The organism is Mucilaginibacter aquatilis (assembly GCF_009755275.1).
Taxonomy (GTDB): Bacteria; Bacteroidota; Bacteroidia; order Sphingobacteriales; family Sphingobacteriaceae; genus Mucilaginibacter; species Mucilaginibacter aquatilis.
Genome location: NZ_WQLA01000005.1, coordinates 40,726 through 65,756, shown reverse-complemented (window position 1 = coordinate 65,756; position 25,031 = coordinate 40,726). Strand labels below are relative to the sequence as shown.

Annotated in this window: 23 protein-coding genes and 2 pseudogenes; 10 read left to right on the top strand and 15 right to left on the bottom strand. The window is 38.9% G+C overall.

Going from position 1 to position 25,031, the window contains the following annotated elements; genetic code table 11:
* Nucleotides 1–311 precede the first annotated feature (311 nt).
* Nucleotides 312–3,308: an outer membrane beta-barrel protein gene (locus GO816_RS12975; RefSeq protein ID WP_157542371.1), complete on the top strand. Its 2,997-nt coding sequence runs from the start codon at nt 312–314 to the stop codon at nt 3,306–3,308.
* Nucleotides 3,309–3,394: 86 nt separating this feature from the next.
* On the opposite strand, the gene GO816_RS12970 is transcribed toward GO816_RS12975, so the two are convergent.
* The 8 genes and pseudogenes from GO816_RS12970 to GO816_RS12940 all read right to left on the bottom strand — a co-directional run bounded on the left by GO816_RS12970 (nt 3,395) and on the right by GO816_RS12940 (nt 8,448).
* Nucleotides 3,395–3,775 carry a response regulator gene (locus tag GO816_RS12970; RefSeq protein ID WP_157542370.1) on the bottom strand — a complete coding sequence of 127 codons (381 nt, stop codon included), beginning with the start codon at nt 3,773–3,775 and terminating at the stop codon, nt 3,395–3,397.
* A gap of 85 nt (nt 3,776–3,860) precedes the next feature.
* Nucleotides 3,861–4,439 carry a biliverdin-producing heme oxygenase gene (locus tag GO816_RS12965; protein WP_157542369.1) on the bottom strand — a complete coding sequence of 193 codons (579 nt, stop codon included), beginning with the start codon at nt 4,437–4,439 and terminating at the stop codon, nt 3,861–3,863.
* Between the two features lie 27 nt (nt 4,440–4,466).
* Complete coding sequence (locus GO816_RS12960; RefSeq protein WP_157542368.1) at nt 4,467–4,931, bottom strand: hypothetical protein; 465 nt, start codon at nt 4,929–4,931, stop codon at nt 4,467–4,469.
* Between the two features lie 18 nt (nt 4,932–4,949).
* Nucleotides 4,950–5,657 (bottom strand): annotated as a pseudogene (locus tag GO816_RS12955) (YifB family Mg chelatase-like AAA ATPase); the annotation flags it as partial.
* A 116-nt stretch (nt 5,658–5,773) separates the two neighbouring features.
* Nucleotides 5,774–7,468, bottom strand: coding sequence for a DUF2326 domain-containing protein (locus GO816_RS12950; RefSeq protein WP_157542367.1), 1,695 nt, complete (start codon nt 7,466–7,468; stop codon nt 5,774–5,776).
* The gene (locus tag GO816_RS19010) at nt 7,459–7,692 is read right to left on the bottom strand and encodes an ABC-three component system middle component 6 (protein ID WP_394350663.1); all 234 of its coding nucleotides are present in this window, start codon (nt 7,690–7,692) and stop codon (nt 7,459–7,461) included. The genes GO816_RS12950 and GO816_RS19010 overlap by 10 nt, the downstream gene beginning before the upstream one ends.
* Nucleotides 7,679–8,251: an ABC-three component system protein gene (locus GO816_RS12945; protein WP_157542366.1), complete on the bottom strand. Its 573-nt coding sequence runs from the start codon at nt 8,249–8,251 to the stop codon at nt 7,679–7,681. The genes GO816_RS19010 and GO816_RS12945 overlap by 14 nt, the downstream gene beginning before the upstream one ends.
* A complete protein-coding gene (locus tag GO816_RS12940) occupies nt 8,248–8,448 on the bottom strand; it encodes a hypothetical protein (protein ID WP_157542365.1) in 201 nt (66 codons plus the stop codon). Before GO816_RS12940 ends, GO816_RS12945 begins: the two co-directional genes overlap by 4 nt.
* 151 nt (nt 8,449–8,599) lie before the next feature.
* Between GO816_RS12940 and GO816_RS12935 the strand changes: the two genes are divergently transcribed.
* Nucleotides 8,600–9,205, top strand: a complete 606-nt coding sequence (locus tag GO816_RS12935; protein ID WP_157542364.1) for a recombinase family protein — start codon at nt 8,600–8,602, stop codon at nt 9,203–9,205.
* An 8-nt stretch (nt 9,206–9,213) separates the two neighbouring features.
* Here GO816_RS12935 and GO816_RS12930 read toward each other — a convergent pair whose 3' ends face one another.
* Nucleotides 9,214–10,071, bottom strand: coding sequence for a DUF2971 domain-containing protein (locus GO816_RS12930; RefSeq protein WP_157542363.1), 858 nt, complete (start codon nt 10,069–10,071; stop codon nt 9,214–9,216).
* Nucleotides 10,072–10,157: 86 nt separating this feature from the next.
* On the opposite strand from GO816_RS12930, the gene GO816_RS12925 reads away from it, so the two are divergent.
* Complete coding sequence (locus tag GO816_RS12925) at nt 10,158–10,703, top strand: hypothetical protein (RefSeq protein WP_157542362.1); 546 nt, start codon at nt 10,158–10,160, stop codon at nt 10,701–10,703.
* 11 nt (nt 10,704–10,714) lie between these two features.
* On the opposite strand, the gene GO816_RS12920 is transcribed toward GO816_RS12925, so the two are convergent.
* Nucleotides 10,715–10,945 (bottom strand): helix-turn-helix domain-containing protein, encoded by a 231-nt coding sequence (locus GO816_RS12920; RefSeq protein WP_157542361.1) that lies wholly within the window; start codon nt 10,943–10,945, stop codon nt 10,715–10,717.
* A 79-nt stretch (nt 10,946–11,024) separates the two neighbouring features.
* On the opposite strand from GO816_RS12920, the gene GO816_RS12915 reads away from it, so the two are divergent.
* The 3 genes from GO816_RS12915 (at nt 11,025) to GO816_RS12905 (ending at nt 15,482) form a co-directional block, all read left to right on the top strand.
* Complete coding sequence (locus GO816_RS12915; protein WP_157542360.1) at nt 11,025–11,756, top strand: hypothetical protein; 732 nt, start codon at nt 11,025–11,027, stop codon at nt 11,754–11,756.
* Between the two features lie 753 nt (nt 11,757–12,509).
* Nucleotides 12,510–13,715 (top strand): BT4734/BF3469 family protein, encoded by a 1,206-nt coding sequence (locus tag GO816_RS12910; RefSeq protein WP_157542359.1) that lies wholly within the window; start codon nt 12,510–12,512, stop codon nt 13,713–13,715.
* Between the two features lie 84 nt (nt 13,716–13,799).
* Nucleotides 13,800–15,482, top strand: coding sequence for a recombinase family protein (locus GO816_RS12905; RefSeq protein ID WP_157542358.1), 1,683 nt, complete (start codon nt 13,800–13,802; stop codon nt 15,480–15,482).
* Here the strand turns inward: GO816_RS12905 and GO816_RS12900 are convergent.
* The 4 genes and pseudogenes from GO816_RS12900 to GO816_RS12885 form a co-directional block, all read right to left on the bottom strand.
* Nucleotides 15,454–16,314 (bottom strand): annotated as a pseudogene (locus GO816_RS12900) (YifB family Mg chelatase-like AAA ATPase); the annotation flags it as partial. The gene GO816_RS12905 and the pseudogene GO816_RS12900 overlap by 29 nt on opposite strands.
* Nucleotides 16,315–16,382: 68 nt before the next feature.
* Nucleotides 16,383–17,165: a UDP-2,3-diacylglucosamine diphosphatase gene (locus GO816_RS12895; protein ID WP_157542357.1), complete on the bottom strand. Its 783-nt coding sequence runs from the start codon at nt 17,163–17,165 to the stop codon at nt 16,383–16,385.
* 205 nt (nt 17,166–17,370) lie between these two features.
* Nucleotides 17,371–18,477, bottom strand: a complete 1,107-nt coding sequence (locus GO816_RS12890) for an MBL fold metallo-hydrolase (RefSeq protein ID WP_157542356.1) — start codon at nt 18,475–18,477, stop codon at nt 17,371–17,373.
* A gap of 72 nt (nt 18,478–18,549) precedes the next feature.
* Nucleotides 18,550–18,978: a DUF4844 domain-containing protein gene (locus GO816_RS12885; protein ID WP_157542355.1), complete on the bottom strand. Its 429-nt coding sequence runs from the start codon at nt 18,976–18,978 to the stop codon at nt 18,550–18,552.
* Between the two features lie 421 nt (nt 18,979–19,399).
* On the opposite strand from GO816_RS12885, the gene GO816_RS12880 reads away from it, so the two are divergent.
* The 3 genes from GO816_RS12880 to gapS4b all read left to right on the top strand — a co-directional run bounded on the left by GO816_RS12880 (nt 19,400) and on the right by gapS4b (nt 21,471).
* Nucleotides 19,400–19,786, top strand: a complete 387-nt coding sequence (locus tag GO816_RS12880; RefSeq protein WP_157542354.1) for a hypothetical protein — start codon at nt 19,400–19,402, stop codon at nt 19,784–19,786.
* A 108-nt stretch (nt 19,787–19,894) separates the two neighbouring features.
* Nucleotides 19,895–20,317: a hypothetical protein gene (locus tag GO816_RS12875; protein WP_157542353.1), complete on the top strand. Its 423-nt coding sequence runs from the start codon at nt 19,895–19,897 to the stop codon at nt 20,315–20,317.
* Nucleotides 20,317–21,471: a GapS4b family protein gene (gapS4b, locus tag GO816_RS12870; RefSeq protein WP_157542352.1), complete on the top strand. Its 1,155-nt coding sequence runs from the start codon at nt 20,317–20,319 to the stop codon at nt 21,469–21,471. Before GO816_RS12875 ends, gapS4b begins: the two co-directional genes overlap by 1 nt.
* 409 nt (nt 21,472–21,880) lie before the next feature.
* On the opposite strand, the gene GO816_RS12865 is transcribed toward gapS4b, so the two are convergent.
* Nucleotides 21,881–22,363: a hypothetical protein gene (locus tag GO816_RS12865; protein ID WP_157542351.1), complete on the bottom strand. Its 483-nt coding sequence runs from the start codon at nt 22,361–22,363 to the stop codon at nt 21,881–21,883.
* A gap of 518 nt (nt 22,364–22,881) precedes the next feature.
* Here GO816_RS12865 and GO816_RS12860 point away from each other — a divergent pair.
* Entirely contained in the window at nt 22,882–25,002 is a 2,121-nt protein-coding gene (locus GO816_RS12860; RefSeq protein ID WP_157542350.1) for a prolyl oligopeptidase family serine peptidase, read from the top strand.
* The last annotated feature ends 29 nt before the right edge of the window (nt 25,003–25,031 follow it).

The following is a 25,031-nucleotide window of genomic DNA, read 5'->3' as shown; positions in this document are numbered from 1 at the left end:
TTTATAAAAGTGTATGCAAAACGCAACCGTTAAAACTATTAAGCCATTGAAAAACAATATTTAAGTTATTGCCTTACATCTAATCTTATACACGATTCCAAAGATCAAGTATCGTTTTACTAATAATTAATTGCCAGCAAATGAGGAGCTTATTTAATAGCCGGTAGCATTTATTATTTGTAACGTTTATAGCACAATCATGTAACAATAGTATGATTATTAAATATTTAACATAAAGAAATTGAACTTTTGCACTCCTCTTCTGTAGAAGATTAGAAACTATTAAACATCATCAGTCTGGACAAAATTTTATGAAACGCTTTTTAGCCTTTTTTGCCCTCTTTTTAGCCGCGGCATCATTTACAAAAGCACAAACCGGCCGCGAGGTGCACGGTATGGTGATTGACTCAACAAAACAAGCTTTACCTGGCACAACCGTAAAACTTATTACCGACGCTAAAGACAGCGTTACAACCATTGTTAGCGGAGAGGGTAAATTCTCGTTCAATAATGTAAAAGGTAGCAAGGTTACGCTTACCTTAACATCAATTGGTTACGAAGGACTCATTAAGCACTTTACTTTAGACAAGAGCAACCAGCCAGCCGATTTTGGTACCATTGTGCTAAAAGCCGAATCGCGCCAGCTGGGTGTAGTAACCGTTGTGGGTACCAACCCTGTAACGTTAAAAGAAGATACTGTTGAGTACAAAGCCAGCGCTTACAAGGTGCGTGCAAACTCGCCAGTTGAAGATCAATTGAAACGCATACCGGGAGTTGATGTAGATGCGCAGGGTAATGTTAGCGCCCAGGGCAAGCAGGTTACGCGTGTACGTATTAACGGTAAAGACTTTTTTGGCGGAGATGTGCAAACAGCCACCAAAAACTTACCAGCTGACCTGGTTGACAGCTACCAGATTGTTGACGATTATGGCGATCAGGCAAACATAACAGGCATTAAAACCGGCGAAGCCAATAAAATATTAAACATTACCATACGTAAGGATAAAAACTACGGCTATTTTGGCCAAATAACAGGCGGCGAAGGGTCAGATGCCTTACCAAAAGGCGAGGGAAGTAATGATAACCGTTATGTAGGTTTGGTAAATATTTTTAAGTTCAATAATGAACAGCAAATTGCTGTATTAGGCAACTTAAATAATACCAATGTTAACACCTTTTCGTTTGGCAGTCCCACTGGAGGTGGTGGTGGTGGCGGCTTTGGCGGCGGCGGTCGGGGCTTTGGCGGTGGCGGCGGTGGCCGTGGTAACGCAGGCCGCGGTGGCGGTAGCAGCCAAACCAGTAACGCAAATGGTATTAACACTACAAAAACCATAGGCACTAACTTTCGCGATCAGTGGGGTAACATGTCTGTTTATGGTAGCTATAGCTTTGAGGATAAAGGAATATATACCCAAAGCAAAAACTATCAGGAAAACATAGGTACGGTACCAACCGTAAGTGACCAAAACACCACACAAAACGATAATAATACGAACCACCGTTTAACCTGGAATATGGAATGGAGGCCTGATACGTTAAATTATTTAAAATTAAATCCAACTTTCTCTTACTCAAGCACCGGTACTATTGCTGATGAGTTTTTAAATTCAACACGTAACGGCAATCCTAACCTTGTTTACAATACCCAAACCAACAGTACCAGTGCTGCACCAAATTACGGAGCTACATTGCTGTATAATCATCGCTTTAATGGCGTAGGCCGTAACTTAAGTATCAATGGTAACTTTAACTCAACACGTAATTTTAGTTTTGATAACCCTGTTTACACTTATGATGAAGCTACGGTAAACAGGTTAAATGTGCCGGTAAATCAGTTGGTAAACACTTATTACCGTTCGCTTACATCCGGAATAAGCCTGTCGTATATAGAGCCACTAAGCAAGGTTTCATTCCTGGAACTTAATTATGCATATAACCGTACCACTAACCGCAACGACAACCGTACTGATACCGTTGCTGCCGGAAATCAAATAAACAATTATCCCCTAGGTACCAGCGATTATAATTATACTTTCACCACGCACCGTGTAGGCTTAAACTACAGGTTTATCAAACCTAAATATAACCTTACCCTTGGTGCAGGAGTATTGCCAAGCAAACTGGAAGGCTCAGGAAATTCTTTTGATGCCATTGCACAATCCGTAGTTAGGCCAGTTACAGACAAGCGCACGTTTAACTTTGTTCCAACAGCGCGTTTCAGCTATAACTTCTCACGCAGCCAATCGCTTAACTTCAACTACAATGGTTCAAACAACCAGCCAACATACAATCAGTTGGTTCCGGTAATTAATTTCTCAAACGCTTTATACCCTGTTCAAGGTAACCCGGCTTTAAATCCGGAGTTTACCAATAACTTTAACTTGCGTTACAATAAGTTCAGTTTTGAAACCGGTAACATATTTTTCAGCAGTTTGAGTTTCAATCAAACCAATAATAAAATTGTGACTACGTCAACTGTTTACCCGGTAAGATTCACTCCTGCAGCGTTGGCGGCAAATCCCGGCCTCAATTCATTCAAAAATACGGTGTTTTCAAATTACATGAATGTTGACGGCTATTACCAGGGGCAGGCAAATGTTACTTATGCTAAGCCGTGGCAAAATCGCAAGTTCACACTGGTGTTGAATGGTAGCATTACTTATACTAACAACCTTTCGTTTACCAACAGTGTTGACTCAAACAACGTTGCTACACCTTTTGTAAAAAACGTATCTAAAAACTTAGCCTTTGCGCCATACCCAAGGTTTAGGGTGAATATATTAGATAAGATTGACCTGGAAACAGGTGCGCGTTACACCATTAACAGAACTACCAATACTATTGATGCTCCGCGTGCAATAGGTAACGCCAACATCCGTACATTAGACCTAACATTAAGCGGTAAAAACTATATTTTAAAGGACTGGACGTTAGGCTATGATTTTACCCGTACCGTTAACTACGGCTATAGCTTTGATGTTCCAAATCCTAACATCTTAAACCTATTTGTTGAGCGCCGCTTCCTGAAACAGAATGCTGCAACCGTTCGTGTACAAGGGTTTGATTTATTCAACCAAAATACAGGCTTTTCAATTGTAAATGCTAATAACGTACGTACCCAAACTCAAACCAATCGTTTAGGACGTTATTTACTGCTAACGTTTACTTACAGGCTACAGAAATTTGCAGGCCGTTCGCCAATGCAGGGTGGTGATGGTGAGCGTCGTGGCCGCGGCTTTGGCGGCGGCGGGCAAGGTGGTGGCTTTGGAGGTAATCGCGGTGGCGGTGCCGGACCAACCATTGACTAACTGTTAGTCGCTCTCTATAGTAAAAAGAAAACGCCCGTTATTGCTAACGGGCGTTTTCTTTTTATAGTTATTAAGTGCAAATATAATTAAGAAGCCTTTTGTAAAACGTTGCTTATAGTTTTTTCTAGTTCATCTAAATCAAAAGGTTTAGCAAGATAGGTTTCTGCACCGGCATGGCTGGCAAGTAACTGTATATCGCTATTGGCCGAAAAATATACAACAGGGATATTTTTCAGCTCATCGTTGGTTTTAAGCGTTTGTGTTGCTACAATACCACCGGCTTCAGGTATCCAGTTATCCATCAAAATTACATCGGGCATAACTGCCGTAACTTTTTCAGTGATGTTATTACAATCAGTGTAGGTGTGAACTTCCCAGCCTTGCTCTTCTAAAATGTAAGCGCAAATAGAAAGAATATCTTCATCGTCATCAAAAATGACAATTTTACGGTTAGTACTGTTATTCATAGATGAAGTAGTGAGTATACAAACTTACGATATATTTTTATTTTACTATTTATAAATAAGTTAGCCTGCCGGCTACGTGTTTATTTTAGGACAGTTGCGCTTGATTATGGTCAAACCACTGTTTAAACTTTAAGAAAGTTTCATTAGCCGAATCGATAACAGTTTGCTCCTCAACGCTGCTTTTGGGCTGTAAATTCAATGATTCTTTGAATTTGTCCCACATTTCATTTGACTTGTCAGCATATCCGGTAAAGAAAGACAAGCCTTTGTTGTTCTCTAATGCCAATTGTTGTGCCATCATTTTGCTTATAATTTTTCCGCCAAGCGTTGAGCCTTCAATTACGTAAAGAGCACCATAAGCTTCAAGTTGATTGTTGATGGGTGGAAGTGCGGTTTCAGGAGCCAGTGATGATGGTTCGGCACCTAAATCACTGATGTCTTTCGCCAGGGCCTCTGTTTTTCTGCGGTCGGCATAGTCGGCTAAAATTGCTGGAGTAATGTATTGATCAATGCGTTTTTCAAGTGCACCAAAATAGGTATAAAATAGTTGTAGCAGTGCGGCGTAATCAGACTCTGATCGAATGGCTTTCATTTGTGCCACTAATTTTTTTTCGAGCTGCTGATGATTAGATAGCGTTTCTGTTTTAAGTTTTTCTGATAGCATTAGCGCAAGGTAGATGTTTCAACACGTTTAATCAAGCGTATCAGGATAATACACTTTAAGGTCGTCAATTGTTTTTTCACGGTTGGGTTTAACGGCCAGCATCAACAAAATAATTGCTACAGCCATCATAGCGTTTATTAAACAACCTGACAATAGGAATACAACCACGTTAAATAAGCCCATGCCCTCCGTTAATGCAAAACGCACTATATAAGCCGTAACATAGTGCGGAAGCTTTTTACTTATCGGTAAACTTGTATCTATCTTTGATAGCAGGCTTTGAAACAAAACATTGCTTAGTAAAACCGACGCAACTGCCATAACCAAAGCAATGATGTTTAACAAGGTATCCTGACCTTTAACAGGCCATAATACCAATTCCTCGTGTTTAAGCATGAAAGCTACCCCTAAAAACATAACGACACCAATGCATAACGCATATGTTATAATTTGCAGTGCCTTAAATGATGTTGGTGTGTTTGTATTGCGCATAAAATTGTGGTTATTGTATTATCCGGCCCAACCTTCGCGGTCAAGACTACGGAAGTGAATGGCCTCGGCCAGGTGTTCCATATTAATGTTTTCGCTTCCGGCTAAATCGGCAATGGTACGGGCAACTTTAAGTATACGGTCGTAGGCACGGGCCGATAGGCCTAGCTTTTCCATGGCCTTTTTAAGCAGGTTTTGCCCCGCCTCATTTACCTTGCATATGTCGCGTACCATTTGTGGTGTCATTTGAGCATTGCAATGCAAATCGGGTTTGTTACCAAAGCGCTCAATCTGTATATCGCGTGCTTTAATTACCCGCTCGCGAATGATTTCGCTTTTTTCGGCGAGCCTGTCAGACGCTAATTCATTAAAGTTTACAGGAGTAACCTCCACATGCAAATCAATACGATCTAACAGCGGACCTGATACTTTGCTCAGGTATTTTTGAACCACTCCCGGCGGGCATACGCATTCCTTTTCGGGATGGTTGTAGTAACCGCAGGGGCAAGGATTCATACTGGCAACCAACATAAAGCTGGCCGGGTAATCAACCGTAAATTTTGCGCGGGATATGGTTACACGGCGTTCTTCTAACGGCTGGCGCATCACCTCTAGCACCGTGCGTTTAAACTCCGGCAACTCATCTAAAAACAGCACACCATTATGCGCAAGCGATATTTCGCCGGGTTGCGGATGCCCGCCCCCGCCAACCAAGGCCACATCGCTTACCCTATCAAACATGGGGGGCATTTTGTTTCACATTGAGTGTATACATTGTTGCAAGAAGAAATACACATATAAAACAGTTTCGATTGCTATAATTATAAGGTTTAAAGCAAAACTCCTTAAACTTTAAATAACTTCTCCTCCTGAGATAATGCGATAATTTTAAATGTTTCGATGTTCATTTCAGGAGGAAGCTTATCTCTTAAAACAGGAACTACAAATTGAACATTAACATTATTCACAACGTTTGAAATTAATGATAATTGATTATCATGTATAGTTTCAATTTGGTCGTGTAATATAAAATGTAAGCATGGTATATCATTTTCGTCACAAAACTGAACATAAGCAATATCGAATGCTGCGATTTGCCCTTTCTTCTTACCAGTACCCACACCGCCAATAGCTCCAATCTTTAAAACATACGCTCTTTCCGTCTTATCATGACTTAAAATGAATTGCTCGCCGTATAACTTTTGTGATATTTTTGAGAAGAATTTGTTAAAGCCTTCAATTTTATTCTCTAAATCTTTATCCTGAGATGTTATCCCGTCATTAATCTCTTTTAGCTCCTTTTCAATGGATTCTAATTTTTCAGTAGAAGCAGACCATTGTCGAAGTTGTTCTTCATATTTGCCCTTTTGCTCGTATTTTTTGTTTAGTTGACCTATTATTGTTTCTAACTCTTTTAAGGCGTTAGACTTGTTCAATTTGTCAGCTAAAAAAGTTTCATTTTTTATTTCGCTTTGCATTAATGAATTGGAGTTTTCAATCTCTAATTCAAGTGATGGAATTTCGGTGCTAACAAATTTGATTTTTTCTTTCAGCATTTGATTGTGAAATGAAAGCATCTCTTCAAACTTTTTGTGCATCTCCGGTAAAAACCCGGAAGCCGAATTATAAATTTCTTTTAACTGATTAATGTCAATGTTTGCGTATTCCTTTTCCAATTCAGACTTGGCTTCAAGAATTATGTTCTTACGAAGATTTAATCTGCTTATTTGACTTGATAACCTGTTGATATTTGACTTAGCTATATTTAACTTATCTAAATCAACTTCATAATCATCATTAATATTAAACCGTTTTTTCAGCTTATCTAAGTCTTCAATATCTCTATCAATAACAGATAGGGCTTGCTTAATTTCAGAAAGTGATGTATCCCGTCTTAAACGTTTTATTATAGTCTCCTCTGTGGATTTTTGTAAGTGTAGCTTTTGTTTTTTACTTGCGGTATCTGTATCAATACCTAACCAAAAAAAATACAAGGCTTCATATTCTTCAAACGTAGTTGTGTGAAAGAGTACCTTTAATGTGTTGTCTAACCGATTCTTCTCATATCTTATATTTTTGGCAATAATTTGCCGAAAAGTAGGCTTGTGCCCTGTAGAATGAAAAATTAACTGCTTTAACCTAATATCAAAGGCTTTATCATTAAAATATTCACCATTAATTTCTTGAATTTTTTGACTGCGATTTAAAAAGTTTTTCCTTATTACAATTTCAGGACTTCCTTCAACATCTAAATCTTGCTTTAGAACAAGAGTTATTATTATGTTATTATGCTTTAAAAAATTTTCAACGTCGACATAGGATTTATCTTTAAACTCCATGTCTTTTTTGTAAACATTGACCCCATTACCACCCAGACAAAAATCTATGAGTTTCAATACTGTTGTTTTACCTACATTATTGCCAGAACTTTGTGGAGTATCTGTATCGGTTTCATCAATTATTAAATTTAAACCTTTATGGAATCTAATGTCACGAACAGTGACGGATTCATTCTGAATTGTTAACGACTTTAAAAACATTTAACTATTTTTCCGTTATCATCAAGCTTAATCGACCCTAACAGATAAAGCCAATCCAAGGTTAAGATATAGGTTTGTAAGGAAATCTCATTAGATGACTTTACTTTCTCGTACAATTTAAAGAAGTCAATCCTCTTCCCTCTTATTGAAATGAGTGTGTTTAAAATGTTTCCCCCATTAAAATATATACTATTAATAGGATTTGTGTCTTTAGGAAGCAACATGTTTGATTGGTTCTTCAAGTATTTTACAGCGCATAAAGGCATCAATCATAATTACTTGCAAAGATATGTTAATCACGTCCCGGCTTGCTGTAATATTTGAACTATTTTTTATTTCATTAAAAAGCTGGTTTTCAACTTCTAAAAATATGCCATCAGCATTTTCTCTAATAACATCTATTGCGTTCTTAGAAGGATTCTCCTTCAATAATTTTGACTTGATTTTTAGATACGTCAATTTAATATTCAGAAGGGTATTGGCCGTCGTATTTAAACCTTGCTTATCATATTCATTATAAATCATTGATAGCTTTCCCACAAATACTTTAAACTCATCTATAATTTCCTTATAAGTGGTTACGTTGTTATAGGAAATTTTATCTTCCGGTGAAAAAGGACTTGATGGTAGGGAATCAGCTGAATCATTTACCCCCAACTGTTCACCCAATATATTAATAATCTCGGAAAAGTTGCTCGTAATCTTTGCGGATTGTTCAACAATATTAATATCTCTAAGTGCTGCGTACTGATTTCCGGCACCGTTGTTGGCCTGTTCAATCATTTTCCTAAATTTATATCTCTATCGGCCATATATTGGCCTCCAGAGCCATGATTGGTTTGTGTTCTATTATAGCTTCCACTAATTTTTTGCTTTAAGTCTCCTACTTCCTTTTTCAGGGATTTATTTCGGAATGCTTGAATTAAATTTAAAATCAATGATAGTGAAGCGACGATACTGCTTAATGCTGTCCAGTTCATTTTTTAGGTTTTTTACAATATACATTAATCATTAGATGTAGTACAAATAGTTATAAGTTAAATTACAACATAATTTTTAGAAGTCAAGGCTATATTACTTTGATTGAACTAAAAAATGTTGTACTTTTATTGTGTGATTTAAAATATAACAATGAAAGTTAAATATAACAGGGTATCTACTCTTAATCAAACGGGTAACAGGTTTTTAGTTGATAATGAGAAGTACGATTTAGTATTACTTGACAAAGTCTCTGGTAATTTACCTTTTCAAGAAAGACCTAAGGGTAAACAGCTAATGAACTTAGTAAATGAAGGACTGGTTACTGAGATTATTGTAGAAGAGTTTAGTAGATTAGGACGAAACACCGGAGATGTTATAAATACTTTGGAGTGGCTTGACAATAAAAACGTTAACGTCATTGTTCGAAACATTGCCATACAATCGAGACCGAATGGTATTAAAAACCCCATTTGGAGTATGATAAGTTCTATTATGGCATCTTTATATCAAATGGAGCTTGAAAATATCAAAGAGCGTACAATGGTAGGGAGGATGGTTTACTTACAAAAAGGTGGTAAACTCGGTAGACCACAAGGTGCTAAGGAATCTGAGAAAGAATTTATGAACAAACCAACTTCGCAAGCAGTAATTAAAAGCTTAAAAAAGGGCTTGACTATACGAGAGATTGGTAAAATAAATGACGTTTCAACTAAAACAGTTATTAAAATAAAAAAAATATTAGAGTTAAAAGCTTAATGTAAGAATTAAACTTTATCAAATAGCAGTAACCGTTGATTAACTATTGGTTCCTTTGTTAATCCGAAGCCATCCTTTCTCATTTTAATCTCGTATATATCAACTTTAGGTAATACTTCCTTAATCATCATAACATATTCAATTTTTTTCTCATTGCTTATTTGGCAGCCTAATACAATTTCTTTAATTGCTTCACTTGGCAAATCTTTTATTTTTCCAGTGCCTAATCGATGTATTAATCTGTACTCATTTTCATGTTCCCACTTATTCCATTTTGTGAATAAAATATTCAGCATGGGGTAGTCATTTTCTGATAAAAATAATGGCATCTTAGGAAATTGGTCAGTGTACATTATTTTGCCACCAATTGAAAAGTAGCCACATTTAACCAAAAACTTAGCATCATAACCGATACTAAAGCCTCTGTGTGAATCGGCATAATATGACCACATTAACAGGTTTAGACAATCAGGAGTCAAACAAAAAACAGCATAGTCTTTACAAAGTCGATTGAAAGTGTTTTTATCAAATTCATCTAAATGATACGAATCAAAAAGGAGACCTTCACTTTCCGCACGATAAGCCATCTGCTGATATTCCTCCTCCTCTAAGCCTGCCTGCGCATTTTTTGCAACCTCCAAGCTTTTAAGATAAATATTTTCTTTAGTAAGCTCCTCCGGATTGTATCTAAAAGGAATTTTTGAATCGAATGGGTCATTAAACTCATTCGCCGAGGGGAGGTAAACTTGACATTTAGTTATCGATTTTACATGATATTCATTTTTAAATTCTCTGTACTTATAGAGAACCTCTGGCACCTGAAGCTCATTGATTGGAATAGCTTTACCTGCATTGTTATCTCGCATAAAAATTTATTTATCGTTACAAAATAATAGTTTATTTAATACCGATATATACTTTACTTTTTGTTTTACATTTGAATAAAAAAGTCATGTTTCCAGAATTTACTAACGTCATTGTAAAAGCAACAGGTGAAAGAGGGTATGTTGTTCCCAACGAAGATGATAGTTCAAAAGTCCATGTTGAATTAAGTATCGGAGAATTAAAAACTTTTGAAGCAGAAGAACTTGAAATTGACCCAAGTTTAAGTTCAACTGCAATCTTAGACCAAAGAGCTTTAGCAGAACAATTGATTGAGAATAATAAGTATTTACTAAATAAGAGCATAATCATTGAAGACTTGCAAGTTTTAGTGAAAAATCACCTTCAAATTCTCGAAAACAGGTTGATGCAACTTGTTAATAACCGCTCGGTGAATAGTAACGCCTTTATACGAGTCTCTGAAAATCTTAAAATTTGGACTGGATTTTTAAAAAATGAACTTAACAATTTTACCGATTCATTAGTTGATGCACTGAACCTCCCAGAGCATTCACATTATACAAATGAACAATTGGTTATTGCAAGAGAGGTTTACAGACATGAGGCCAAATTATTAATATTAAACTATAATCGTAAAATAACCATTGGTGAGTGAGGTAAATGTTCTCACATTTCTAATAGCTTACTTGGTTCAATATCTAATGCCTTAGCAATAAGGTAAATCATGCTAACTGAAGTATTGATTTCTGCTAATTCAATTCGAGCAATCTGGCTATATGTCACACCAACCAAATTTGCAAGCGTAGTCTGACTAATATTAGCTTTAATTCTATGCTTTCGCACATTATTAGCTAATAATTCAATTGCTATTGGTTCTACAATATGACGCTTTGCCATCAAAGCAAAGCTGCGGATACTAATATTTTGAAATATAGCATATATGCTATATAATTGCAGGTATTATAACTTTTGCGGAATGAAACTAATATCGTCAGTACTTCTACTAATTTTTCTATTATCAACATCATCTTGTTCAGTAAAAACTGAATATGATTCTATGCAAGACTGCTATGATGATATTGAATTGAAATCTTATCAAGAAATTGTAAAAGCGTGGGGCGCGCCGGATACCGAAAGTGACATCGACATTACGGAAGGAAGCCTTAAACAACAACAAAGTGGGCAAATGGTGAATGCTACAGTAACTTGTGTTTGGAATAGGCCAAAGGTGAAAATAAAGGGTATCAATTGCGTAACGCTAATTTTTAACGCGGTTGAGTTGGACGGAGGCGTAATGGTTCCGGGAATATTGAAAGGCTATACTGATTGTAATAATAGCTCCGTTGCCTATAAAGAGCAATCATTGGACAATTCGATTGAAAGTAATAAACAAGTACATCACGGTAGTGAAATCGGCAGTGTGAGCAATCCGATTTTAAGAAACGTTATAGATTTGCCGCACCCCGTTGAAGCTGTAAGAAATAAATCAATAAAAAAATATACTGTAGAGGGCGTAAGTGGTAGGGAAATATACTCATGGTATGCAGAAAAATATGGTGCCGTCCTTGAAAGCAACTCCCCAAGTGACCATAAATATCTTTATATGCCTTACAATATTAATGATAGTTGCATTCTACTAACAATGACGGGGCATCTTAACGGTACAATTATATTGGAATTTAGTTACCAATGTGATGGCAATCCATAACGGGCATTTTGAAATTTTTGATTATCTTAATGTGCTAAATACTTGCTCTTAGTGCCTTTTCTTAGGTAAAAAGCTGTGAATCTATGCTAATTTCAGCCAATTTTGCAGTAGAAAAATCTAATAATTTGTTTTGTTAACCGTTTAAAGGTGCATTAAAGTACCTTTAAAGTAGGTTATGGTCATAGTAAAGTATCAATAAGTGCTTCATAGCATGCTACTTTTACATAGTTATTTATCGGCTTGATAAATTTTAAGCGCGGCTTTCCTTCGTGAGCCGTTAACTTAATATACTCAGACAGCTCCCCGGTGATATAGATACCTTTATAGGTATCTTGAATGGTTGATAATCGTTCTAAAAAATTTCTGACTTTTGACTTTTGTAGTATTAGTTCCATAACACTAATAAATAGCTCATACTTGAAATTTTTAAAATAAAAATTAGAAAAATTTTTGAGGCTACCCCCAGTAGTTATTAGGCATTAAAGCTTTCTTTCTTATATAACAGGATATTTTAAGCGAGTTGAAAATATAATTCAATAAAAAATCTACTAAGGCAGAATACCCTTTACATCTTGCTTTTTCGAAGCTAATTTTAAGATAATTACTAATTCTAACGCATAAAAGCGCGAAAAGGTAAATAAATAGTTTAGGAAGGTATCACGGGTATAGTTAATTTTCATTGTTACTTATCTATATCCGCTCCCTAACCCTTGATAGGGGATTAAACAATGAACCGGGTAATTTTAATAAACGATGTCTATTAGATTAAATGTGTATGATAACATTTTTTCACCAAAAGTTCAAAACTTTACTACTGCAACCGAATGGTTTAATCTTGTAAAAGATTCTAATTTTAAAGAAGAAATAAATGCTGCCCGACAATTTAGTAAGGGTCATAATATTTATGAATTTGTTAAAAGAAGTGTTCCCGCAGTTACTTACAATTTTACTTATCACGACAGTAAAAAGGACTGCAATTGTACCTCCGCAACTGGCCTATTATACATTGATGTTGATAATAATCATGAAATCGTAAGTACTTTAGATAAATCAAAAATCTATTCACTTTATAAATCCTTTGGAGGTAAAGGATACAGTATTGTTGTAAAAGTAAATGGGTTAACGCTTGTTAATTACACTTCAACTTATAACAATATTTGTGCTCAATTAGGTTTAACAAAATACTTTGACCCCGGTGCGAGAAAAGCTACTCAAGCTAATGTTTTAAGCTATGACCCAGAGATATTCATTAATGAATCATCATATACCTTTGATTCAATATTAGATTTAAATCCCACCCCTTCTATTGTAATAAAAAAGGAAAAGAAAGCATATACAGTTGACCGGGGGGTAGACATTAGTGACAAGGAAAGAATAAGATTTGACAACATTGATGATTTTCAAATTGATGGAGAGATGCTGATAGATTGGAATGGCTTAGACATCATTAATTGTTGGTTGCCAATTTATAAGAAAAACAGTAATAGGAATAATACTTTACTCGCATACACTAATAATCTAATTTGGCTAAATCCCCATTTAAGTAAGCAAACGGCCAGAAAAATCGTCGGTAACGCAAATCAAATTATGTTTACAAATCCTGTTGATGCTGACCATTTAACGCGAATTATAAACTCTGTCTTCGAATACAAAATCAACGGGAGTTTAGCTCCAATTTTAAATTGGAATAAACGTAAAATAATTTTTAAGAAAAGCTCTACGCTAAGTAAGGACGAGAAATTAAAAATTTGTAGAGACGAGTTAGCAAAAAAGAGAACAGAGGATAGTTTACATAAAATGTACGCTATACTCGAAAATTGGCAGTTTTCTACATACGGTAAAATAACACAATCTACCGTATATAAGAACTTTAATATTAGCAAGAAAACTGTGGAAAAATATTGGCTGCATTTCAAAGATTTTGTAAAAGAGTTGAATAATGGATACCACCAATCATAATGTATTTATACGAATATATATGTTTAACTCGTCGCTTGACTTTTGATATTATGCGCTTAATTTAGCTAATAAAAATAGCAAAAAATGAAAAAAAATGTATTAGGCATTTATGCGCGCCAATCTGTTGAGAAAGAAACAACAGGTTCAATTGATGACCAAATAAAAAAAGGAATTGATAAAGCAAATCAATTAGCAATGAGCTACATCACTTATATAGACCATGGTGTATCCGCAGTAAACGAGGACACGTCAAATCGCCCCATGTTTCAACGCTTAATTGAAGACATACAAACTGGCAATGTAGACGCAATTTTTACAATGGACATGTCGAGATTAACAAGAAACCCGGTTGTAAATTCTCGAATAGCGAATTTATGTGCAAAGAAGGATGTTGTAATTCACACAGGACTTGAAGGTGTCATCGACTTTCGAGATGATAGTCAAGTCTTAATGAATGGCATTAAAGCCTTACTTAACCAAGACTTCGTTTTTAAAACAAAAGCTAAGGTCAAATCCGTACTTAGAAATCGTGCCAATGAGGGGAAATCTTTTGCCGGTATGGGTGCTTATGGATATAAATCTGGGAATAATAAAGAACTTGTAATTGACTCAGAAGAATCAAAAATAGTTAAGCAAATTTTTGATATGTATTTGAACGGATTGGGTACAGGTAAGATTGCTGATATTCTTAATTCTATGAAAATTCCAACCATGTACAATAAGAAGCTAAGAAAAGGCACCTATGAAGTGAAAAACAAATTTACAGGACAAATTACAGTAAAAGAAGCTAAACATGTTAGATGGGTTAATAATACAATCTTAGGCATACTTAAAAACCCTATTTATATGGGTCAACGTAGATATAATGATGACTTAATTTCAGCTCCGGCCATAGTTAGTAAAAATCTCTGGGATAAAGCGCAAGAACAGATTTCAAAAAACAGGAGGTTGACAGGTTCTAAAAAACATAGCTATTTGCTAAGGGGGCTTTGCACCTGTGCACGCTGTGGCAGAAATCTTGCCGGGAGAACCAGAGAAAATAAAAAAGACCATTATTACCAGTGTTCATCGAAAATCACCAAATCAAGTTGTGGATTAAGAAGTATCAACATTGATTACTTAGATGATTTAATCTGGGATAAAGTAATCCATAGTAATCTAATAAGCGAACAGGCACTTAAAGAGCTTGAAAAAATACAGAACCCAATTGAAATCGATAATACCTTAAAAAAAATTGAAGTTTTGAAGTCGAAAATGAACGAAGCTAAACGTGTTAAAGATAAAACCATTGCACTTTTTCAGCAGGAGCTAATTACCATGGATGAAGTTGAAACATACCTTCGTGAATCTAATTTAGTTATTGAGACTGCTCAAAAGGAAATAAAACACTCACAAGAATTATTAAAAAACTTTGAAAATTTTAAACAGCAATACGATGATTATACAAATTTTCAAGAACAGCTAACAAATGTTATTGAACGAGCTGACTATGACTTCAAACACAGCCTAATTCGCAAACTAATAGATAGAATAATAATTGATTATGATGAAGATACCGAGTTATATAAAATTGATATTAACATCAATTTGTCGGTGACGTTAAATGAGCCCACTAACGAAACTGATTGTCAGACATTTTACTACCCATCGTCTAAAAAAATAAACGAGGCTAATAATAAACGATATTCAAATTATGAGCCAGAGGGTCTTATTGGTACAGATTTTAGTATTGTTACACCCCCGCGTTTGCCAGTATCTCCTCACTAATAGTATGGTGCGGCGAACGGAACGGACGCGTAGTAACCAGCGCATCGGCAGCAGCCATTTTGCCCGCTACAGAATGTATTTTAGTCGTCTCGAGCGATTCGTGCAAGCTTAGCGGCGGCATTATAGAAGGCATTCGCTTGGCCAGCATGGTTTTACCCGCACCCGGCGGACCTATCAAAATGACATTGTGTCCGCCTGCTGCTGCAATTTCCAGCGCGCGTTTAATGTTTTCCTGCCCTTTTACCTCGCTAAAATCACTGGCATAGTTGCACAGGCTGTCATAAAACTCTTCGCGAGTGTTTACAAGTGTTCTTTCGAGCTTGGTATCACCATTAAAAAAGTTGAATACTTCCGTTATCGACTCAACACCATAAACTTCCAAATCATTCACTATGGCTGCTTCGCGGGCGTTTTGCTTGGGTAGAATGAAACCTTTGAAGCCTTCTTTGCGGGCCTGTATGGCAATGGGTAGGGCACCTTTAATGGGATGCAGGCCGCCGTCTAATGATAGTTCGCCCATGATGAGGTACTTGTCCAGATCATCGGCTACCATTTGGCCGCTGGCCGCCAGGATGCCTGTGGCAATGGTAAGGTCATACGCCGAACCTTCTTTACGAATATCCGCAGGGGCCATATTTACCACCACCTGCTGGCGGGGCATTTTATAGTTACAGTTCTTCAGGGCCGATTCAATCCGGAAATAGCTCTCTTTAATGGCTACATCGGGCAGGCCTACAATAAAATATTTGGTACCGGCAGCAATATTTACTTCTACGGTAATGGTGGTAGCTTCAATACCGTAAACCGCGCTGCCAAAGGTTTTTACTAACAAGTGAATAAGATTATGTATGAGGCAATAAATATATCAAAATAATAAAATATTGCCTACGCCCCGGAGGGCTAATCTTGTACCTCGTTGGCGGTTGCGTTGCCGTTTCGCTCAAAATAACGTAGCTCAACTATGCCGTTAGCCATAACTGCGTATGAATTGGAATTAATCCACTCGCCCAAGTTGACGTATTGGCTGCGCTCGTTTAACTGCATAACCATAGGCACATGGCGGTGCCCGAATACCATATAATCATAGTGTTGCGTTTGCAGTGCCTCACGCGCAAAAGTAACCAGCCACTCGTTCTCAAACAGTTTTTGCTCTTGCGGGGCAGCGTTGGCCAAACGGCTATGGCCCGACCAGTAATTGGCCACACCAACGCCCAAATTGGGGTGCAAGCGCTCAAAAAGCCATTGGCACAAACGGCTGCGAAACACCTTTTTAAGTAGCTTATACTTGCCATCGCCGGGGCCAAGACCATCGCCGTGATGAATGAACAGGCGTTTGCCCTGTCGCTCAATAATCAGTTCATTGCTTATTATGGTGGCATTCAGCTCTTTAACAAAGTAGTCAAACATCCACATATCGTGGTTGCCCTTGAACAGGTAGAGCTTAACGCCCGAATCAACCAGTTCGGCTAGTTTGCCCAAAAAGCGTATATAACCACGCGGAACAACGGTTTTGTACTCAAACCAAAAGTCAAACACATCACCTACCAGGAACAGTTCGGCGGCATCATGCTTAATGCTGTCGAGCCAGTTTACAATGCGGGCTTCGCGCTCACGGCTGCTGGTATAGCCCAGGGCGCCTAAGTGAATATCAGATGCAAAATATATTTTGGTACGGGCCGTCATCAGAGGTTTCAAAAATAGGATTTTAAAGGCAATGCTGAAAACGTTGAAAAACCGCTCCTGATTTCCGTTTTATTTACCCCTGATAAATCCAAAATTACCCCAAATTAATACCGGCCCATCTCAAATATCAGTTGGCCTGAAAATTTAGCATCGAAGAAGTCTTTTTGAAGCGGTTGACCTTTTGATTTGAGCCGCTCAAAAATTTTTACAACTCCCACCAAACTTTATGCAACGCCGGACTGCCCACCACATATGGTTCGCCAAGGCGGGGGACGCTAACCTCGACGCCTAACTGTTGGGCGGCGGGGAGAAGCTGGCGTACCGGGTCGTTCCAAACGTGGGAGCTTTCGGCAAACTTAGCCCAGTGTACGGGCTGCATAATGCGGGCTTGCAAATCTTGTGCGGCCCGGGCGGTTTGGGTGGGGTGCATGTGGCTGTGCGGCCAGTTGGGGCTGTATTGCCCGCACTCCACCAGGGCCAAATCAAACGGGCCGTATTGTGTGCCTATGGTTTTGAAATGATGGCCGTAACCGCCGTCGCCACTGTAAAAGAGTTTGTAGTTGCCGGTTTTGATAACGTACGATGCCCAAAGGGTTTTATTACCCTCCAGCGTACGGTTGGAGCGGTGCCTGGCCGGGGTGGCCGTAATACTGATGCCGCCGGGCAGGGTGTGGCTTTGGTGCCAGTTGAGTTCTATAATTTGAGACGGTTGATAGCCCCAGTACTGCAGGTGCGAACCCACGCCCACCGGCACGATAACCTTTTTAACCTGTTTGCGCAGTTTTTTGAGCGTGCGGTAGTCCAGGTGGTCGTAATGATCGTGCGATATGATAACCACGTCAATAGGCGGCATATCATTAACCCCGTAATGCGTGGCACCCTTAAAGGCTTTCACCATACCGGGCACGGGACCGGCGTTGCCGCTAAAAACCGGGTCGATTAATATGTTGGTGCCCTGGTGCTTAATTAGTACCGACGAATGCCCGAACCACACCACTACAGGCTGAGCACTGGGCAGGGTTTTAAGGTTGGTTTTAACCCAGGGCAGTTGCCGCGGTGGAACCACCGAATCGGGCTTGCCGAAAAACAGTTTCATCATGTTGCCGCCCTTAATGCGCGTTTGCACGGTATCATCGGGGTAGGGCAGGTTTTTAAATGTCCCGTTTTTGTAATTGGGCTGCTGCTGCACCCGGGTAAGCGCCTCGCCCTCGGGGTTGTGGCCTAATGATGGGACGAGTTTGCAGGCGGTGAGTAGGCAAAGGGTAGCTGCAGTTATGAGGTTGAAGTATTTCTTTTTTGGGGCGAACAGCATGTGGTATGGTAATAACGCCAAGTTTTGTTAAAAGATTGTTAGAAGGGGGGATGTTAGCAAACGTGTTGAATATTATTGCTTTTTTGATGGATTAAAACCATAACGCCATTCATTAAGTTTTCCATTGGAGCTTTGTAAACCTACACAATCCATTAACTCTTCAAAATACCCGCATATTCTATCCTGATCTTCTGAATCAAGCTGCAAGTAAAAGGGGTTAAACCTTGATAATCCTTTACCTATATCTTGTTGAAATTTTTCTTCTGTGGGCTGATGGACTGCAGTAACTAAAAAGTCTTTTGGGGCGGCATTTAGCAACGAATTAAATTGGGGTTTAAGATTGGCATGAGATAAGCCATTGAAAGAAGTTGCTGGTTCGGCATCAAATTTTGACTTTTTTATAAATGCCTTAAGTTTGCTTTGCGCATCCTTATTCACTTTCATTTGACCACAAGCTATATAAGAACTGGCTATTAAAAATAAAGTTAGAAAGGCTTTCATCGTTTAAATATAGAAATTATTGGGCTACTGTAAGCTTAGCAATATTATAAGAATCACATATTCAAAATAAGCATATACCATCTGCTTATTTTGAGCTAATTGACAATTAAATATACAAATGAGGAATGCAGGCCGGAAATATTGATTGCGCTATTACTTGGAACGGCGTTAAATTGACAGTAGTCAAGCTGAATATGTTCCTCAGTAGATGTTAGCGGCTCAAATATTGGGTTGATGGTGGGGCAATTGAGCGATGATGTGGTTGAGGCGGTGAGGTTGTTTCAGGGGCAGGTGGTGGTTGTGTTGGGTAAGGTTTGAATTTGTAGCACACGCGACGTGCGTGTATAGGGAAAATTCAATAAATACTCTAAGTTTTAATTCAAAAAATTACCTTAGAGGCTAATATAACCTAAAACCTATAATGGGCGAAATTTCTAAAAGAACCGGAGAGTTAGGAGAAGAGGCTGGTTATCGCTTTCTCGAGCGAATTGGATGGATAAATGGCCAAAGAGGCTTATCTATTCCTTGTAATGATTCCTTAAAACATCCAAATAGAGAGACACATGGAATTGACTATCTAAAATTATATGCTTGTCCATTGATACAGCAGCGATTGGTAAATGCTGTAGTTTCAATAAAGGCAACAAGTGATTATACAAAATACCCAAATTCTAAGTTGAAATCCCATCTAAAAGAGTTATCGGATATTTGTAGCTGTTACAATCGTTCAAACGAGAAGATAGGAATCGGTGAACAGTTTATGCAAGATTCTTTTGAGTCAGAAAGCATAATCGGTGTTCTTTTATAGTTTTCTAATGAGGCTTCCGAAGAGTCGAGAGATCTTTTAAAAGAGACCGCTACTGCAAACGTTGAAGGGATAGAAGATTTCCAATTTGAAGCAGGATATTTGGTTGATTTGAGAAAGGCTGAATTTATTTGGAAAATCTTGAATCATGCAGATCAGAATTATAAAGGCTGGGAATTTCTTTATATTGAAACTGGATTAAATTATAGAGAAGATATTAAAACTAAAAGTGGATTTATTTTACCGGTAGAGTATATCAATTCGAGTATAATTCCCATAAAATATTCTAACTCAGAATCTGAAAACATTGTACTATATGCAATAGATGCCTATAACGAAGAAGACCTAAAAAAACTTATCGGCTTGGCTAATAAACTTTCAGGAGCATTCGCTGGGGCTATTGATATTTTGTTTCCCGATTTTGTAATTAATGGCAATGAAAACAGTGTTCGAAAGGTTACAGAATACTTTCGTGATAGCAATTTAGCAAGAAAAATTAAAGTGCTTTCTTACAATGATAAACTTATACAGTAATGGCCAATACTAAAGTCAACCCTCATTCTTTTATACCGAGCGGAGAAATGATCAGAGATCTTGCTAATCAATCTTATATTTCAGAAGCAGATGTAAAAGCTATATTAAGACAAAGAGGAATTTTTACTCCTGGGACACAAAAGGAAAAAACAGTTTCTATTTTGTCATGTTTGTTACTATCTCCTCCCGAGTTTGATGTATTGGTTGAGAGGCAAACAATTAAAGAAGATAATTTAAAGAGTGCTGGTTCTGGTAAGATTAACTTAAATAGCGACTTTAAAAATTTAACAGAATTTGTTCATAAAGAATTTTTACCCAACTTAGTTCAACAAATTACTCCCAAAAATGCATTGCTAAGAGACAACTATAAAATAGTTGGAAGACCTCAAGCTAAGATTGTTGTAAAGGACAAGGAAATAGAAGTAGAGATAACAATAGAACGGAGTAATTATAATAAGTCTTGGGTGAACCATAAGTCTCAATTCAAAGCTATCGTTAGTTTGATGCACGTAGATAATCAAATAAATTTTCAAAGATTTTTTACCTCTAATGAAACAAAAGCCGTCGTTAATAAGTCGGTTTCCTTCTTCGAAAAGCGATGTAAAGAGCTTAAGCTAATTAATGAGCAGGAACAAGAGCATCGTATTAGATTTGATGACTTTGATAACACAGGCCGGATTGTGTTTTTTTTGAAACTTTTTAATTCTACTGAGGCAAAAACATTAAAATTTGAAGGGGAAAATGTTGTTTCTTTTGAATTTCGGCCAGAGACAAGCATGCCTCTTCCAGAAGAGTTAAAGTGGATGGATAATAAAGAGGAATTAATATTCCGGGGGAATCGGGTAGAAACTACTTTTTTTCTTGATGAAGAGAAATATTATCCTAACCTAATTGTTTGGCGAATGCAAGCTACATTCAAATTCAGATTAGTGGAGAAAAATGTAAGTGGAAAAGTAAAAATGGATTTTAATTTTCATGAATACCAGAAAGACAGATCTCATAAGGCTCCGCTCGAAATTAATTTTGCATCTGCTATTGAACTAACTGATGGATATTTAACATTAACACAAAGAGACGAGATTAAAAAGCTATTGTTAGGGCAGTTTGAGCAATTAAAATCAATGGTTTATCAGAATCATTTTAACTCTCTTTAATTATGTATCCAATGCTACATTATTCCTGTTCAATTAGGTTTAGGACGAAGTTTGCGTTAGGGATAGTAGCGGAAAGCCCACAGTGTAGCATTGCGAAACGAGGACTTGCAGCGAATAGCCCGACCCGGAGGGAAACGCCCAAATTATCTTTTGGTGAATTGTTGATGGAGTTATGAGCTACTATTGCTTGCTGTCATTTCGAACCATAGAGAGAAATCTTTTCGAATTGACAGGCTGAATGCTTTGAAAAGATTTCCCGTTTTCAAAATGGCAAGCGTAATAAGGTGACAGGGTAGACACTTACCTGTGGGGTGCTGAAACAAGTTCGGCATAGCTCGGTAGATGGTAGTTTTTAGTTGTGCCTGTCTTGCAAACTTCGGCAAGCTATAACATGAGCAAACCAATCAGTTTATTCTTCAATCAGTATTTTATTTTCCAGTTCAAAGTTTTCCCAATCGTATTGAATGTTGTTTATTTTAAAATAGTACGGAATAATGAGGATAAACTCGAGCCTGAGGTTCAGGTTTCCGGGTGTTAGCAGAGAGGTTAGCGTGGTGGCTACGCAAATAACCACACTTAAAATGGCATCGAGTTTTGCCCATCGTACGGCCCATTCCTTTTCGGTCCATAAACCGTAGGCTACCCAGCCTTTAAACGCAAGTATAAGCATAACAGCAAAGCCGGTAATGCTTAGCGGCTCGTTTGTTGCCAGGCCCAATGCCGATAGCTGGAACGTATAACCTAACACGCCCAAAATAAGCGTAACAGGCGCAGTAACTCCAAACAGCAAAAACACCCAGGTGAAGCCAATTACCCACCAAGGCAGCAATTTACGCCTGCGGGTAATGTTATTGACTGGTGTTAAGGTTTGCCCGTAGGTAGGTTGGTTCATGATAAGGTTATTGTGTAGCGCTAATTTATAAATTACATTTCGGCATATTGCTAAGCAGGGGGCACTATTTGTTAATTTTTAACAAAATACCTGGCCGGCGCCACGCCCTGGATAAAGGTGCTGAAATAAGTTTGGCATCATTGCATGGTGGGTATATTACACGCTACCTACTTTGCATAATTAACTCTATCGTTCGAAATGACAAGTAGGATAAAAATGGAAGGACAAGCTATTCTGCTCATTCTAACTTCGCATGATGAACAAGATTTCTCTCTATCGTTCAAAATGACATATGAGGATAAAAATCCAGGGGCAAACTATGCTGCCCGTCCTGTAAATTCTTAAAAGTCCGGTTCCAAACAACCTCGCCTCTCGAAACCAGCACCCGGTATCCGGTCGCCCGCTACACACCGCCGGCCTCACACCCTCCCGCAACCGGTGGCTCATTTGCTTTCTTCCCTCAAAATCATTTATTTAGCTGCCTGCCTTAATCTGTACATCAACAAAAACCCGTTGTTATGGTTAAAAACTATTGTTTATTACTTACGGCTGCCTTGTTTTGCGGCCATACCTACGCTCAACGCATGAATATTAAACCTGCCCCATACCCGCAAACCAAAAAGGGAAACGTTACCGATACTTATTTTGACACCACCGTGTCCGACCCATACCGCTGGCTGGAAGACGACCGCGCCGACGATACCAAGGCCTGGGTGCAGGAACAAAACAAGGTAACGCAGGCCTATCTGGGTCAAATTCCTTTCCGCGAAACTATACGCAAGCGCCTTGAAACGCTGTGGAACTACGCCAAATACAGCGCGCCATTTAAGGAGGGTGCTTATACGTATTTCTACAAAAATGATGGTTTGCAGGCCCAGGCGGTATTGTACAGGCAAACCGAGGGCGGCGAACCGGAAGTGTTTTTAGACCCGAATAAATTCAGCAAGGATGGTACTACCTCGCTGGCCGGTATATCGTTTAGTAAAGACGGCAGTTTGGCAGGCTACCAGCTTTCGGGCGGGGGCAGCGACTGGACCAATGCCGTTGTTATTAACGCGCAAAACAAGGAAACCGTAGGCGATACGCTTAAAGACGTCAAATTTTCGGGCATTGCCTGGCGCGGCAACGAAGGCTTTTACTACAGCACTTACGATAAGCCGAAGGAGGGGAGTCAGCTATCGGGCATGACCGATCAGCATAAACTTTACTGGCACAAACTGGGTACCCCGCAAGCGCAAGACAAGCTCATATTTGGCGGAGCCGAAACCCCGCGCCGCTACATTAGCGCCTACTTAACCGAGGATGAACGCTTTTTGGTAATTACGGCGGCCAACTCCACCACCGGTAACGAACTTTACATACAAGACCTGAGCAAACCCGGCAGCGCCATTGTAAACGTGGTTAACAATATGGATAATGTGCACTACGTGGTGGATAACGTGGGCTGCAAGCTATACATTCATACCAACCTATACGCGCCAACGTACCGCCTGGTAACGGTTGATGCGGCCGATCCGCAGAGTGGTAAGTGGAAAAATTTGATAGCCAAAGGGGCCAACGTACTGGAGGTTAGCACGGCTGGCGGCAAGCTGTTTGCGCACTATTTGAAGGATGCTACCACGCTGATTCAGCAATATAACATGGATGGCAAGCTGGAACATGCGGTTACCCTGCCGGGCGTGGGCACGGCGTCGGGCTTTAGTGCTAAAAAGGAGGATAAGGATATTTATTACACCTTTACCTCGTACGTATACCCGAGCACTATTTTTAAGTACAATGTGCAAACGGGTAAGTCGGACGTGTATAAAAAGTCGGGCGTGCAGTTTAACCCTGAGTTGTATGAGAGCAAGCAGGTATTTTACAAATCGAAAGATGGTACCAAGGTTCCCATGATTATTACCTATAAAAAAGGTGTAGTGCTCAATGGTAAAAACCCAACGCTGCTTTATGCCTACGGCGGTTTTGGGGTGAATTTAACGCCATCGTTCAGCACATCAAACATTGCACTGCTTGAGCAGGGTGGCATATACGCCGTACCTAACCTGCGCGGCGGTGGAGAATACGGCGAAACCTGGCACAAAGCCGGCACTAAAATGCGCAAGCAAAATGTGTTCGACGATTTTATTGCCGCTGCCGAATACCTTGTAGCCCACAAATACACCAGTAAAGACTACCTGGCCATTGCAGGTGGTTCAAACGGTGGTTTGCTGGTAGGCGCCACTATAACCCAGCGCCCCGATTTGTGCCAGGTTGCCTTCCCGGCGGTTGGTGTGATGGATATGCTGCGCTATAACAAATTTACCGCCGGCGCAGGCTGGGCTTATGATTACGGCACCGCCGAAGACAGCGAAGGCATGTTTAAGTACCTGTACCAATATTCGCCCTACCATGCCCTTAAACCGGCCAGCTACCCCGCAACTATGGTAACCACCGCCGACCATGACGACCGCGTGGTACCCGCACACTCCTTTAAATTTGCCGCCCGCCTGCAGGAAATGCAGAAAGGCCCGGCCCCAACGTTAATCCGTATTGAAACGAATGCCGGACACGGTGCGGGCAGGTCAACCGCGCAAATTATTGGTCAGGAGACGGATAAGTGGGCGTTTATGTTTGTAAATATGGGTGTGGAGATTAAATAATTTATTTAAGCGGTTAAGCATAGCGTCTA

What these genes read in the sequence shown, in the direction of transcription:
- GO816_RS12915 (WP_157542360.1), top strand. Translation starts at nt 11,025, where the DNA reads ATGAAACTAATATCGTCAGTACTTCTACTAATTTTTCTATTATCAACA.
- GO816_RS12865 (WP_157542351.1), bottom strand. Translation starts at nt 22,363, where the DNA reads ATGAACCAACCTACCTACGGGCAAACCTTAACACCAGTCAATAACATT.
- GO816_RS12965 (WP_157542369.1), bottom strand. Translation starts at nt 4,439, where the DNA reads ATGCTATCAGAAAAACTTAAAACAGAAACGCTATCTAATCATCAGCAG.
- GO816_RS12885 (WP_157542355.1), bottom strand. Translation starts at nt 18,978, where the DNA reads ATGAAAGCCTTTCTAACTTTATTTTTAATAGCCAGTTCTTATATAGCT.
- GO816_RS12860 (WP_157542350.1), top strand. Translation starts at nt 22,882, where the DNA reads ATGGTTAAAAACTATTGTTTATTACTTACGGCTGCCTTGTTTTGCGGC.
- GO816_RS12975 (WP_157542371.1), top strand. Translation starts at nt 312, where the DNA reads ATGAAACGCTTTTTAGCCTTTTTTGCCCTCTTTTTAGCCGCGGCATCA.
- GO816_RS12940 (WP_157542365.1), bottom strand. Translation starts at nt 8,448, where the DNA reads ATGAACTGGACAGCATTAAGCAGTATCGTCGCTTCACTATCATTGATT.
- GO816_RS12945 (WP_157542366.1), bottom strand. Translation starts at nt 8,251, where the DNA reads ATGATTGAACAGGCCAACAACGGTGCCGGAAATCAGTACGCAGCACTT.
- GO816_RS12905 (WP_157542358.1), top strand. Translation starts at nt 13,800, where the DNA reads ATGAAAAAAAATGTATTAGGCATTTATGCGCGCCAATCTGTTGAGAAA.
- GO816_RS12910 (WP_157542359.1), top strand. Translation starts at nt 12,510, where the DNA reads ATGTCTATTAGATTAAATGTGTATGATAACATTTTTTCACCAAAAGTT.
- GO816_RS12890 (WP_157542356.1), bottom strand. Translation starts at nt 18,477, where the DNA reads ATGCTGTTCGCCCCAAAAAAGAAATACTTCAACCTCATAACTGCAGCT.
- GO816_RS12880 (WP_157542354.1), top strand. Translation starts at nt 19,400, where the DNA reads ATGGGCGAAATTTCTAAAAGAACCGGAGAGTTAGGAGAAGAGGCTGGT.
- GO816_RS12925 (WP_157542362.1), top strand. Translation starts at nt 10,158, where the DNA reads ATGTTTCCAGAATTTACTAACGTCATTGTAAAAGCAACAGGTGAAAGA.
- GO816_RS12970 (WP_157542370.1), bottom strand. Translation starts at nt 3,775, where the DNA reads ATGAATAACAGTACTAACCGTAAAATTGTCATTTTTGATGACGATGAA.
- GO816_RS19010 (WP_394350663.1), bottom strand. Translation starts at nt 7,692, where the DNA reads ATGTTGCTTCCTAAAGACACAAATCCTATTAATAGTATATATTTTAAT.
- GO816_RS12920 (WP_157542361.1), bottom strand. Translation starts at nt 10,945, where the DNA reads ATGGCAAAGCGTCATATTGTAGAACCAATAGCAATTGAATTATTAGCT.
- GO816_RS12950 (WP_157542367.1), bottom strand. Translation starts at nt 7,468, where the DNA reads ATGTTTTTAAAGTCGTTAACAATTCAGAATGAATCCGTCACTGTTCGT.
- GO816_RS12960 (WP_157542368.1), bottom strand. Translation starts at nt 4,931, where the DNA reads ATGCGCAATACAAACACACCAACATCATTTAAGGCACTGCAAATTATA.
- gapS4b (WP_157542352.1), top strand. Translation starts at nt 20,317, where the DNA reads ATGGCCAATACTAAAGTCAACCCTCATTCTTTTATACCGAGCGGAGAA.
- GO816_RS12895 (WP_157542357.1), bottom strand. Translation starts at nt 17,165, where the DNA reads ATGACGGCCCGTACCAAAATATATTTTGCATCTGATATTCACTTAGGC.
- GO816_RS12935 (WP_157542364.1), top strand. Translation starts at nt 8,600, where the DNA reads ATGAAAGTTAAATATAACAGGGTATCTACTCTTAATCAAACGGGTAAC.
- GO816_RS12930 (WP_157542363.1), bottom strand. Translation starts at nt 10,071, where the DNA reads ATGCGAGATAACAATGCAGGTAAAGCTATTCCAATCAATGAGCTTCAG.